The organism is Gryllotalpicola daejeonensis, assembly GCF_039538145.1.
In the GTDB taxonomy this organism is placed as follows: Bacteria; Actinomycetota; Actinomycetes; order Actinomycetales; family Microbacteriaceae; genus Gryllotalpicola; species Gryllotalpicola daejeonensis.
In genome coordinates this window covers 241,925-254,212 of the sequence record NZ_BAABBV010000001.1, presented here as the reverse complement: position 1 = coordinate 254,212, position 12,288 = coordinate 241,925, and the positions used below count along the sequence as shown (strand labels likewise).

The 12,288-nt window shown below is 69.9% G+C and carries 10 protein-coding genes and 1 pseudogene; 9 read left to right on the top strand and 2 right to left on the bottom strand.

Features of this window, described 5'->3' with window-relative positions; all coding sequences use genetic code 11:
• Positions 1-101: 101 nt before the first annotated feature.
• On the bottom strand, positions 102-1,076 hold the full coding sequence (locus ABD736_RS01335; protein ID WP_344789942.1) for a PAC2 family protein: 975 nt from the start codon (positions 1,074-1,076) through the stop codon (positions 102-104).
• 106 nt (positions 1,077-1,182) lie between these two features.
• On the opposite strand from ABD736_RS01335, the gene ABD736_RS01330 reads away from it, so the two are divergent.
• From ABD736_RS01330 to lnt, 9 genes are all read left to right on the top strand, one after another.
• Positions 1,183-1,863, top strand: a complete 681-nt coding sequence (locus ABD736_RS01330; RefSeq protein WP_344789941.1) for an HAD family hydrolase — start codon at positions 1,183-1,185, stop codon at positions 1,861-1,863.
• The gene (locus ABD736_RS01325; RefSeq protein ID WP_344789940.1) at positions 1,860-2,936 is read left to right on the top strand and encodes a tRNA (adenine-N1)-methyltransferase; all 1,077 of its coding nucleotides are present in this window, start codon (positions 1,860-1,862) and stop codon (positions 2,934-2,936) included. Before ABD736_RS01330 ends, ABD736_RS01325 begins: the two co-directional genes overlap by 4 nt.
• A 53-nt stretch (positions 2,937-2,989) precedes the next feature.
• Entirely contained in the window at positions 2,990-3,865 is an 876-nt protein-coding gene (locus ABD736_RS01320; RefSeq protein WP_344789939.1) for a GreA/GreB family elongation factor, read from the top strand.
• Between the two features lie 29 nt (positions 3,866-3,894).
• Entirely contained in the window at positions 3,895-4,887 is a 993-nt protein-coding gene (locus tag ABD736_RS01315; protein ID WP_344789938.1) for a helix-turn-helix transcriptional regulator, read from the top strand.
• The gene (locus ABD736_RS01310) at positions 4,884-5,879 is read left to right on the top strand and encodes a helix-turn-helix transcriptional regulator (protein WP_344789937.1); all 996 of its coding nucleotides are present in this window, start codon (positions 4,884-4,886) and stop codon (positions 5,877-5,879) included. Before ABD736_RS01315 ends, ABD736_RS01310 begins: the two co-directional genes overlap by 4 nt.
• A 56-nt stretch (positions 5,880-5,935) precedes the next feature.
• Entirely contained in the window at positions 5,936-6,163 is a 228-nt protein-coding gene (gene tatA, locus ABD736_RS01305; protein ID WP_344789936.1) for a twin-arginine translocase TatA/TatE family subunit, read from the top strand.
• A 3-nt stretch (positions 6,164-6,166) separates the two neighbouring features.
• The gene (tatC, locus tag ABD736_RS01300; RefSeq protein WP_344789935.1) at positions 6,167-6,964 is read left to right on the top strand and encodes a twin-arginine translocase subunit TatC; all 798 of its coding nucleotides are present in this window, start codon (positions 6,167-6,169) and stop codon (positions 6,962-6,964) included.
• Between the two features lie 90 nt (positions 6,965-7,054).
• Positions 7,055-9,487: a DEAD/DEAH box helicase gene (locus ABD736_RS01295; protein ID WP_344789934.1), complete on the top strand. Its 2,433-nt coding sequence runs from the start codon at positions 7,055-7,057 to the stop codon at positions 9,485-9,487.
• Entirely contained in the window at positions 9,484-11,052 is a 1,569-nt protein-coding gene (lnt, locus tag ABD736_RS01290; protein WP_344789933.1) for an apolipoprotein N-acyltransferase, read from the top strand. The genes ABD736_RS01295 and lnt overlap by 4 nt, the downstream gene beginning before the upstream one ends.
• A 35-nt stretch (positions 11,053-11,087) precedes the next feature.
• Here lnt and ABD736_RS01285 read toward each other — a convergent pair.
• A pseudogene (locus ABD736_RS01285) lies at positions 11,088-12,269 on the bottom strand (MFS transporter); the annotation flags it as partial.
• Positions 12,270-12,288: the final 19 nt, after the last annotated feature.

The window sequence follows — 12,288 nt, the reverse complement described above, 5'->3', positions numbered from 1 at the left end:
AATGGTGCTCTCGGCGGAAAAAATGGTGCTCTCGTTCAAGTGCCGCGGAGACGACATCGTGTGTCGCTCGCGGCGCCGGCCGCAACAGGAGGGCCGTCCCGTCAGTTGTTGGGGCGCCAGGGCTCCGAGGGGCCGCCGCCACCGGCGGTTCCGCCGTCGCGGCCGTCACGGCCGTCGGGGTGGCGGCGCAGGTAGCGCTCGAACTCCTGCGCAATCGCCTCGCCGCTCGCCTCGGGGGAGTCGACCGTGTCGCGCGCCTGCTCGAGCTGCTCGATGTACGCGGCCATGTCCTCGTCCTCGCTGGCGAGCTGATCGATGCCGCGCTCCCACTCGGCCGACTCCTCGACGAGCTCTCCGCGGGGGATCGTCACGTCGACGAGCTCCTCGAGCTTGTCGATGATCGCGAGCGTCGCCTTCGGGCTCGGCGCGTTGTGCACGTAGTGGGGCACGGATGCCCAGATGGAGATCGTCGGAATGCCGATGGCCTCTGCGGCCTGACCGAGCACGCCGAGAATCCCCGTCGGCCCTTCGTAGGTCGACCGCTCGAGCCCGAGCTCGCGCCGCACGGCCGCGTTGTCGCTCGAGGCGCCCACAGAGATCGGACGCGTGTGCGGCACGTCGGCGAGCAGCGCGCCGAGGAACACGATCGCGTCGATGTCTGCGGCGAGCGCGGCGTCGATCAGCTCGCCCGCGAACGCCTTCCAGGCGCGCGACGGCTCGGTGCCGAGCAGCAGGTAGATGTTGCCGGCGTTGTCGCCGGTGACGCCGAGCTCGGCGTCCTCAGCCAGCGGCCGCGGCCGACGGCCGGGCTCGGCGGGGCCGTAGAGCACGGCACCCGGCCACTGCAGAATCCGCTTGCCGTCATCGTCGAACTTGGTGATCGGGCGGGTGAACTGGAAGTCGTAGAAGACCTCTGGGTCGATCTCGTGCAGCGGCACCACATCGAGCACGTCTTTCAGCGACCGCACGGCGCCGGTCGCCGCCTCGCCCGCGTCGTTCCAGCCCTCGAAGGCCACGACCAGGATGCGGCCGCTCAGAATGCCCTTGCCACCAGTGCCGTCAGTGCCGTCAGTCAAACGCGACCTCGCCCTTCCGTAGCTCAGCGTTGCGTCCCACCAGGATAGGCCCGGGTGCACGCGCGCGCCCGGAAGCGCGTGGGGCCGCCCGATAGACTCGAGCCCTGTGACCCAGCTCCCCGCGGCCGTCCTGTTCGACATGGACGGCACCATCGTCGACACCGAGCCGTACTGGATGACGGCCGAGACCGAGCTGGTGCACAGCTGGGGCGGAACGTGGACCCACGACGACGGCCTGACCCTCGTCGGCAACGGCCTCGAGGTGTCGGCCGCAGTGCTGCAGTCCCGCGGTGTCGACCTCGACATCGCGACCATCATCGACAAGCTCACCGACCGCGTCACCGAGCAGCTCGCCGAGGTCGGCATTCCCTGGCGCCCTGGGGCGCAGCAGCTGCTGCGCGAGGTGCGCGAGGCCGGCATCAAGACGGCGCTCGTGACCATGTCGTTCCGCCGCATGGCCGAGCAGATCGCCAGCTACATCCCCTTCGACCCGTTCGACGTCATCGTCGCCGGCGACGAGGTCGAGAACCCCAAGCCGCACCCCGAGGCGTACCTCACCGCCGCGAGGCGCCTCGGCGTTCAGGCATCCCAGTCAGTCGCCATCGAGGACTCGCTCGGCGGCCTCGCCGCCGCGGTCGCAGCCGGCACGATCGCCATTGGCGTGCCGCACATGGTTCCGCTTCCGGAGACGGGCGACCACACCATCTGGCCGACGCTCGAGGGGCGCACGCTCGCCGACCTCCGCACGCTGGCCGCACAGAAAGCAACGCAGGCACCACACGCATGACCGAAGAGACCACCCCGACCAACACGCTCGCCTTCAGCGGGCCGTTCCGGGCGGGCGACCGCGTGCAGCTCACGGGGCCCAAGGGCCGCATGAACACCATCACGCTGAAGCCCGGCGAGAAGTTCCACACCGAGCGCGGGTACATCGCCCACGACGATGTCATCGGGCAGCCCGACGGCAGCGTGGTCGCGAACTCGACCGGCGCGCTGCACCTCGCGCTGCGCCCGCTGCTCAAGGACTTCGTGATGTCGATGCCGCGCGGCGCTGCCATCGTCTACCCGAAGGATGCCGCCGCGATCCTCGCGAAGGCCGACATCTTCCCCGGCGCGACGGTCGTCGAGGCGGGCGTCGGCTCCGGCGCGCTGTCGCTCTGGCTGCTGCGCTCGATCGGGCCGGAAGGCCGCCTCGCGAGCTTCGAACGCCGCCAGGAGTTCGCCGACATCGCCATGGGCAACGTGGCCGGGTTCCTGGGGTACCGGCCGACAAATTTCGACATCACGGTGGGCGATCTGGCGGATGCCCTGCCTGCGATCTTCCCGCACGGAGCCGTCGACCGCGTCGTGCTCGACATGCTCGCCCCGTGGGAGCCGCTCGAAGAGGTGGCGCAGGCGCTCAAGCCCGGGGGGGTGCTGCTCTGCTATGTGGCCACCGTCACGCAGCTCAGCCGGGTGGCAGAGGCGATCCGCGACACCGGCCACTTCACGCACCCCGATGCCGACGAGACGATGGTGCGCGGCTGGCACGTCGAGGGACTCGCCGTCCGCCCCGATCACCGCATGGTCGGGCACACCGGATTCCTCATCACCGCGCGCCGCCTCGCACCGGGGGCAGAGCTGCCCGAGCTCAAGCGACGCGCGAGCAAGAAGAGCTTCTCCGACGAGGACGTCGAGCTGTGGACGCCCGGGGCCCTCGGCGAGCGCGGCAAGAGCGCCAAGATCCTGCGCAAGAAGGCCCGAGAGGCGCAGCGCATCGCAGACGCTCGGCTCGAGGCAGAGGTGGCGGCCGACGCCGACGCGGACCGCGTCGAGGCTCCGGGCGGCACCGACGCAGCCGACCCCGAGAAAGCCCCATAAGCTGCTCCGCTAGAGTGTCGTCCGCCCCGCCGCCCACCGTCGAAAGAGCACCCGTGCGCCGTACGCTCCCCGCCCTGATCGCCCTCGCCGTCGTCGCCGGCGCCGCCCTCACCGGCTGCAGCACCGGCAACACGTTGGCCACGCCCGCCTCGTGCACCGTGAAGAGCGGCAGCGGCTCGGATTCGATCCGTGCGAGCGGCGACTTCGGCAAGGACCCAGAGGCCAAGGTCCCGTCGCCGCTCAACGTGACGAAGGCGCAGTCGAGCACCCTGATCAAGGGTGACGGCAAGGTCGTCGGCACGGGTGGCGTCGCGCGCCTCGTGCTCACCGCCTACGACGGTGCGACGGGCCAGGCGGCCGGGCAGCCGCAGGAGGCCTATTCGCCGGTGTCGAAGAACGCCCTCGGCAACGCCGACATCGCCGACGCCATCGCCTGCGCCACCGTCGGCTCGCGTATCGCCGTGGTGGTGCCGCCCCAGCAGGGCGCCACGGGCTCCCTCGTCGCGGTGGTCGACATCAAGCAGGCCCTTCCCGCCCGGGCCACCGGCCGCGCGGTTCCCGCTACGCCGGGCTTCCCGACCGTCGTGCTCGCGCCGAACGGCCAGCCCGGCATCGTGCTCGGCTCGCACAGCGAGCCGAAGACGGTGAAGACGGCGATCCTGCGCCAGGGCGACGGTGCCGTCGCGAAGAAGAGCGACACGCTCATCGTGCAGACCCAGACGGTCACCTGGGCCGACCCGCGCACCGCGACCGGCACCTGGGAAGACGGCGACGCCACGGGGCAGACGCTGAGCGACGGAACCGCGCTGTCGAAGGCACTGATCGGCAAGAAGGTCGGCTCGCAGGTCATCGTCCTCCAGCCCGCGGGCGACTCTGGGGCGGCATCCGCGACCGTCGTCGACATCCTCGGCCGCATCGCCGCGCAGTAGCCCGCGCACCGTTCCATAAACTGGGCTACGTGCCCCGTATCGTCCCGCCTGAAGAGCGGCAGTTCGCGCTGGTGCTCGCGCTGCTCGCGACCGAGCAGGGCCTCACCAAAGAGCAGATCCTCTCGACGGTGGACGGGTATCACCAGAAGTACACGCCGAACGGCGACAACGCGAACCTCGAGCGCCAGTTCGAGCGCGACAAGGACGCGCTGCGCGAACTCGGCGTGCCGCTCGAGACGGTCGACGCCCCCGGACAGCCCGGGAACAACCAGCTGCAGAGCTACCGCGTCTCGAAGGGCGACTACGAGCTGCCGGCCGACATCACCTTCACGCCGACCGAGCTCTCGCTGCTGCAGCTCGCGGGCACGGTCTGGCGCGAGGGGTCGCTGTCGGGCGACATGCGCCGCGCCATGATCAAGCTGCGGGCGGCAGGCGTCGAGCCCGACGGCCCGATGCTCGGCTATGCGCCGCGGCTCAAGCAGCTCGAGCCGGCGTTCGGGCCGCTCACTCAGGCGATCGAGCGCCGCGAGGCCGTGCGCTTCCCGTATCTGCGCCCCGGCCGCACGGTCGCCCGCACCCACACCATCAAGCCGCTCGCGCTGTTCCAGTTCCGCGGCCGCTGGCTCTTCATGGGGCTCGACTATGCGGATCACAAGCTGACGTTCCTGCTCTCGCGCATCGTCGGCGACGTGACCTTCACGCGCGAGCAGTTCGTGCCGCCGCCTGGCGACCACAGCGCAGAGGCGCTGCGCGAGCTCGAGCAGCTCTGGCAGCGCAACACGGCGACGGTCGCGGTCGAGCCGGGCAGCGACGCCGCCATCCGCCTCGGGCGCCGCTACGGCGCTACGCCGGCCGAGGGCCGACTGCTGATCGTGCACTACAGCGATCTGGCGCTGCTCGCCGACGAGCTCGCCGGCTACGGCCCCGAGGTGACCGTCATCGAGCCTGAGCACCTGAAGCTGGCCGTCGTCTCGCGCCTCGAGGCCACCGAGTGGGCGCACCGCGAAGGGGGCGCCGCATGAGCCCCCGCCCCGCCTTCGCCGCCGACCGCCTCGCTTTCCTGCTCTCGGTCGTGCCCTACCTGATCGACCACCCCGGCGTTCCCGTCGCCGAGGCCGCCGCCCACTTCGGCCTCACCGCCGACGAGATGCAGGCGCAGGTCGAACGCATCACCGGCATGGGTGTGCCTGGCGCCACCAAGACCTACGGCCCAGAGGACCTCTTCGACATCGACTGGGAGGCGCTCGACGACGAGGGCCGCATCTACATCACCAACCGCGTCGTCATCGAGGACGCCCCGCGCTTCTCGGCCCGCGAGGCCGCGGCCCTGATCGCCGGCCTGCAGTATCTGCAGGCGATTCCGGGAGCCGCCGATGAATCCGAGGCGCTCGCGGCGCTGATCGCGAAGCTGTCGCGCGGAGCCTCGGCGACGCCGCCCGCCGTCGCAATCGATCGCGGGGTCGCCGACGAGGCGCTCGAGGTCGTGCGAGGGGCACTCGCCGCAGGCATCCGTCTCGAATTCGACTATCTCAATGCGCGCGGCGAGCGCGAGCGCCGCCCCGTCGACCCGCTGCGCCTCGAGAGCCGCGACGACGTCTGGTACCTGCGCGGCTGGTGTCACTTGCGTAACGATGTGCGCATCTTCCGGGTGGACAGGATGGAGGGCGTGACGGCGACGGATGTCCCGGCCGAGCACACCCCTGATGAGATCGCCCTCTCCGAGACTCTGTTCGACCCGAGCGCCGATGACCTCGTCGTCGAGATCCGCCTCGCGACCAGCGCAATTCCGGGCTTCGCCGAGTATCTCTCAGACGATTCGAAGCTCGTTCCGGACGGCCCCGGCTTCGTGCGCACAAGCATCCGCGTGGCCCATTTCCACAGCCTGAAGCGGGTGGTCGGGACCATGGCCGGGCTGCTGACCGTCGTCGGTCCGCCCGAGGCGAGGCAGGCCGTCGCCGACTGGGCGGCCGCCGGGGCCGACCGCTATCGAAACACTGGCGCAGAACACAGTTAGACTGCACGGGATGCCGGCACCAGGCATCTCACAAACCCGCAAAACAAGGAACGACAATGGGCTTTCTCCGCGACCTAGGCGGATGGCATCTGCTGATCATCCTGGTGATCATCGTGCTGCTGTTCGGAGCAACGAGGCTCCCGGCCGTCTCGAAGAGCATCGGCCAGTCCGTCCGCATCTTCCGCCGTGAAGTGAAGACGATGAAGGACGAGCCGACCGCCGAGGACGAGGCCGCCGCCGAGCGCAAGACCGCGTCCAGCACGGCTGCTGACGACAAGAAGTAGTCCGTGAGCGCCACTGCCACGAAGGCTGGGCGCGCCTCGAAGGACCCCGACGGGCGGATGTCGCTCGGTCAGCACCTGATCGAGCTTCGCAACCGCGCGATGATCGCCGCCATCGGAGTGATCGTGGCGGCGATCATCGGCTGGTTCCTCGAGCCCTTCGTATGGAGCGCCCTGACCGCGGTGATCAACGACATCGCCAAGCATCAGAACGCGCACATCAACTTCCCGACGCTGACTGCAGCGTTCGATCTGCGCATGCAGCTCACGCTGTACATCGGCATCGTGATCTCGTCACCGCTGTGGCTGTACGAGATCTTCGCGTTCCTCACCCCGGGCCTCACCGGCAAAGAGAAGCGCTACATCTTCGGCTTCTTCTTCTCGGCCGTGCCGCTGTTCCTCGGCGGCTGCGTGTTCGGCTGGTACGTGACCCCGCACATCGTCACGCTGTTCGCGAGCTTCGCCCCGTCCGACAACCTGACGATCCTGAATGCGAGCGACTACTTCACCTTCGTGCTGAAGCTCGTGCTCGCGGTCGGTGTGGCGTTCGTGACGCCCGTGTTCATCGTGCTGCTGAACATGATCGGCATCATCTCGGCCGCCGCGATCATCAAGGCGTGGCGCTGGGCGATCCTCGGGTCGATCCTGTTCGCCGCTCTCGCGACGCCGTCCACCGACATCGTGTCGATGCTGATCCTCGCCGTGCCGCTGATCCTGCTCTACTTCGCCGCGGCCGGGTTCGCGTGGGTGCATGACAAGCGGAAGAGCCGCGACGCAGAGGCGCTCGACGCCGAGCTCGCCTGAGCCCCTTCCGCAGGTCGACTCGGCGAAGCCGAATGGGGACCGCGTCGGTTCACTCGGCAAAGCCGAAAGCACACCACGTAATCTGAGCAGGTGACCGACCAGCTCTCTCCTTCCGAGCGGTATGCGGCGTCGCGAAGCCGCTCGCGGTCGCCGCAGCTCGACGAGTTCCGCTCGTTGCTGCGCTTCGACCTCGACCCGTTCCAGCTCGACGCCTGCGCGAGCCTCGAGGCGGGTCGCAGCGTGCTGGTCGCCGCACCGACGGGGGCGGGCAAGACGGCCGTCGCCGAGTTCGCGATCCACCTCGCGATGTCGACGCCCGACCAGAAGGTCTTCTACACGGCGCCGATGAAGGCGCTGTCGAACCAGAAGTACAACGAGCTGGCCGAGCGCTACGGCAGCGAGGACGTCGGCCTGCTCACCGGCGACACGAACGTCAACTCGCACGCGCGCATCGTCGTCATGACGACCGAGGTGCTGCGCAACATGCTCTACGCCGACTCCGACCTGCTGCCGGGGCTCGCATTCGTGGTCATGGACGAGGTGCACTACCTCGCCGACCGCTTCCGCGGCGCCGTGTGGGAAGAGGTCATCATCCACCTCCCACAGCAGGTGAAGCTCGTGTCGCTGTCGGCGACGGTGAGCAATGCGGAGGAGTTCGGCGACTGGCTGCAGGCCGTGCGCGGCGACACCGACGTCATCGTCTCGGAAGAGCGCCCGGTGCCGCTCGAGCAGCACGTTCTCGTGCGCTCGAAGCTGGTGGACCTGTTCGAGGGCGCAGGCCGGGATTCGGCCGTCAAGGTGAACCCCGAGCTCGTGCAGCTCGCGCGCACGGGCGGGCGGCCGTCAGGCGGCCGGGTCGCCGCGGATCGCGGGCGCCGTCACGGCGCGCGGTTCAGCGGGCACGGATTCCGGCTCGACAGGTCAGAGCTCGTGAGTCTGCTCGACGGGCGGCGGCTCCTTCCGGCGATCTTCTTCGTGTTCAGCCGCAAGGGGTGCGACCAGGCCGTCCAGCAGGTGCTGCGCGCAGGCATCCGGCTCACCGAGCAGTGGGAGCGGGAAGAGATCAGGCAGCTCGTCGAAGAGCGCACGCGCACGCTGCTCGACGAGGACCTCGCGGTGCTCGGCTACTGGGAGTGGCTCGAGGGCCTGCAGCGGGGCGTCGCCGCGCATCACGCCGGCCTGCTGCCCGCGTTCAAAGAGGTCGTCGAGGAGCTCTTCCAGCGCAAGCTCGTCAAGGTCGTCTTCGCGACGGAGACGCTTGCGCTCGGCATCAACATGCCGGCCCGCACCGTCGTGCTCGAGAAGCTCGAGAAGTACAACGGCGAGGCGCGCGTGCCGATCACGCCGGGGGAGTACACGCAGCTCACCGGCCGGGCGGGGCGCCGCGGCATCGACGTCGAGGGTCACTCGGTGATCCAGTGGGTCGACGGGCTCGACCCGCAGGCCGTTGCCGCTCTGGCCTCCCGGCGCTCCTACCCGCTCAACTCGAGCTTCCGGCCCACCTACAACATGGCCGTGAACCTGATCGAGCAGTTCGGCCGTGAGCGCACGCGCGAGATCCTCGAGTCGTCGTTCGCCCAGTTCCAGGCCGACCGGGCCGTCGTCGATCTCGCGCGCACGGTGCGCAAGCGCGAGGAATCCTTGAAGGGCTACGCAGAGGCCATGACGTGCCACCTCGGCGACTTCGCCGAGTACGCCGCGATCCGCCGGCAGGTCACCGACCTCGAGAAGCAGAACAGCAAGATGCAGGGGCAGTCGGCCGCCGCGAAGACCCGCGTGCAGCGGCAGCTCGGCGAGCTGCGGCAGCAGCTGCGCCGCCACCCCTGCCACGGGTGCGCGGAGCGCGAGCAGCACGCGCGCTGGGCCGAGCGCTGGTGGCGCCTCAAGCGCGAGACCGACCAGCTCAACTCGCAGATCCGCAGCCGCACCGGCGCCGTCGCGCGCGTCTTCGACCGCGTCAGCGAGGTGCTCATCGCGATCGACTACCTGCGGGTCGGCGAAGACGGCCAGGTCACCCTGACGCAGCACGGCCGCCGCCTGCGGCGCATCTACGGCGAGCGCGACCTGCTCGTCGCCGAGTCGCTGAGGCACGGGCTGTGGAACGGGCTGGATGCCCCGAGCCTCGCCGCCATGGCGTGCGCGCTCGTCTTCGAGCCGCGCCGCGAAGAGGTCGACCTGCCCGAGCACCTGCTGCCGAAGGGGCGCTTCCGCCAGGCGCTCGATGCGACCCAGCGGCTGTGGGCAGAGCTCGACGACCTCGAGCGCGAGCACCGGCTAGCGGGCAGCGACCCGCTCGCGATCGGCCTCGCCCCGGCCATGCACGCGTGGGCGCGCGGGCAGAGCCTCGAGCGGGTGCTCGACCAGGCCGAGCTCGCCGCGGGCGACTTCGTGCGCTGGTGCAAGCAGACCATCGACCTGCTCGACCAGCTCTCGATCGTCGCCGATGGAGAGGTGGGCCGCACCGCCCGTCAGGCGCTCGACGCCGTGCGCCGCGGCATCGTCGCGTACTCGAGCGTGGGATGACCCGACACGCACCGCTGCCCCTCTGGGGCGCCCTGATCTGTGCCGCCGCCGGGGGAGTGCTCTTCGACGGAGCGTTCCCCGACCACTACTGGTGGCCGCTGGTGTTCCCCGGCGTCGCGCTGCTGCTGCGCGCGCAGCAGGGGAGACGCGCCTGGAGCGCCCTGCTCGTCGGCTTCGTCGGCGGGCTCGCGTTCTACATCTCCGACATCTACTGGACGGCGCTCTACCTCGGCCCGATCCCGTGGCTCGCGCTGTCGGTCACCGAGGCGGCGTTCTGGGCGCTCGCGGCGCTGCTGTTCACGCTCGCCTACCGCTGGGTGCCGCGGGCCCTGCCCGGACTTTTCGGCCGCGTCGTCGCGCTACCGCTCGTGATCGCCGGGCTGTGGACGCTGCGCGAGCTGCAGACGAACCACTGGCCGTTCACGGGGTTCGCGTGGGGCCGCGCCGCCTACACGCAGTCGGCGAGCCCGTTCACCCACGTGGTCGCCTGGGTCGGGGTCGCGGGACTCACCTTCCTGCTCGTGTGGATCGCCGCACTCGCACTGGCGTGCGTTCAAGAGGTCGGCCTCAGGCCGCTGACGCGCGCGTTCATTCCCGTCGTGGCGGCGCTGGCTGTGGCATCCGTGCCCGTCTGGCCCAGCAATGCGCACGGCGTGACGCGCGTGGCAGCCGTGCAGGGAAACGGGCCGGCCGGCTACTTCGACCCGAAGAACGTCTACGGCGCCGTCGAGAACGCCCAGATCACTGCGACGACGCCGCTGCTCGGCAAGGGCCCGTTCAGCATGATCGTGTGGCCAGAGGGCGCGGCCGACGCGAACCCGCTCGCCGACAAGGACAGCGCCTCGATGCTGAGCGCCCTGTCGACCGCGCTCGACGCCCCGCTCGTCGTCGGCGCGATCACCGAGGACGGAAAGAAGACCTTCAACTCATCGCTGCTGTGGGACGGCTTCGACGGAGCGACGGCGCAGTACGACAAGCAGCTGCCGGTGCCGTTCGGCGAGTACATCCCGTACCGTTCCGTGTTCCACGCCATCGCCCCGGCGCTCGTCGATCTGGTGCAGCGCGACTACACCCCGGGCACGCGGGCGAACGTCTTCGACATCCACGGCATCAAGGCCGGCATCTCGATCTGCTTCGACATCATCGACGACCGCCAGCTGCCGCAGATGATCAACGGGGGAGCGCAGCTGATCCTCGCGCAGACCAACAACGCCGACTTCGGGCGGACGGAAGAGAACGTGCAGCAGCTCGCGATCGCGCGCATGCGGGCTGTCGAGGCCGACCGCTCGGTCGTCAACATCTCGACCGTCGGCACGAGCCAGGTGATCGCGCCCGACGGCCACACGATCGCCTCGATCCCGGCGTACCGACCGGGTCAGCTGATCGCGGATGTCCCGTTGTCGACGGGCGTCACGCCCGCCATCCGCCTGGCGTCTGCGATCGAGGTCGGCGCGGCGACGCTCGGGGGAGCGGGGCTGATCGGATGCCTCGTGCTGGCGCTCGCCGCACGCAGGGCCGACTCCGGCGAGGACGACGACGTGGAGTCCTTTCCGCGGCTGGGCTGAGCAAGCGGCACGGTCTCGCGGGCGAGCACACCGAAGGCCGCCGCCGCGATCACGGTGACGGCCACCGAGACGCCGACGGCGATGCCCAGATTGACGTCGACGGCGTAGCCGACGATGACGGGGCCGACGATTCCGGCGACGTCGCCGCACGTGCGGTAGATGCCAATGGCCGGCCCGCGCTGCGGACCGCGGGCGATGTCGGCGACGTACGCGGCCGGCGTGCCGCCGCCGATGCTGGAGAAGATGCCGTAGAACGCGAGCACGACGAGGAACGCGACCGTTCCGAGGTGGAAGGCGTAGACGAAGGTGGCCGCCGCAACGCCCAGCAGGCTCGTGACGATCACGCGCTTGCGGCCGACCCGATCGGAGAGACCTGCCAGGAAGAGTGCGCACGCGACGTTCAAGATCGCGATGCCGCTGAGCGCGAGGCCCAGCTGCTTCACACTCAGGCCCACGACCTGATACGCGATCAGCGGGACGAGCGTCTGCTGGATGCCGAAGCGGCAGTAGAAAGTCGCAAAGCCCACCATGCAGATCGTGATGAAGCTGCGGCCGGCCATCGAGCCCGCCGTCTTCGCCGACGAACGTGCCGCGGAGTGATGAACCGCGGCGAGGCCCTGCCGTAGCGGCCGGCGCAGCAGCAGCCAGAGAACCAGGCAGGAGCAGTAGATTCCCGAGACGAAGAATGGCGCGGCGAGGCCCCACGCGCCGGCGACGAAGGCGCCGACGGCGGGCCCGACAGAGCCGCCGGCGAGCTGGAAGCCCTGCAGCACCGACATCGCCCGCGCTCTGGTCTGATCGTTCGTGGAGTCCGCGAGCAAGGACTGCCCGGTGGTGATCGCGACGCCGCCGGCCATGCCGCCCAGCACCCGCAGAGCGAGCAGCTCCCAGAACGTGGCGGCGAACCCGGAGACGGCGGAGGCGAGCACCACGACGATCGCTCCGCCGACGAACAGCCAGTACCGGTTCACCCGACGGCCGATGATCCCGGCCGGGATGTTGACGGCGACGCGGCCGAGGCCGAAGCCGGCCACGAGCATCCCGATCTGGCCGCTGCTGACGCCGAGCGAACCGGCGAAGGCGGGCAGGATCGGCGCGAGCAGTCCCCAGATCATCTGGACCGCTGCGATGACCGAGGTGATCGCCAGGATCTGCTCGCCACCGGGGCCCCGAAGAAGCGGAACGCGCGCGTCGGAACGGCTCTGTCGTGGCGTCATAGCCCCCAAGTGTATACAT

What these genes read in the sequence shown, in the direction of transcription:
- ABD736_RS01325 (WP_344789940.1), top strand. Translation starts at nt 1,860, where the DNA reads ATGACCGAAGAGACCACCCCGACCAACACGCTCGCCTTCAGCGGGCCG.
- ABD736_RS01310 (WP_344789937.1), top strand. Translation starts at nt 4,884, where the DNA reads ATGAGCCCCCGCCCCGCCTTCGCCGCCGACCGCCTCGCTTTCCTGCTC.
- tatA (WP_344789936.1), top strand. Translation starts at nt 5,936, where the DNA reads ATGGGCTTTCTCCGCGACCTAGGCGGATGGCATCTGCTGATCATCCTG.
- lnt (WP_344789933.1), top strand. Translation starts at nt 9,484, where the DNA reads ATGACCCGACACGCACCGCTGCCCCTCTGGGGCGCCCTGATCTGTGCC.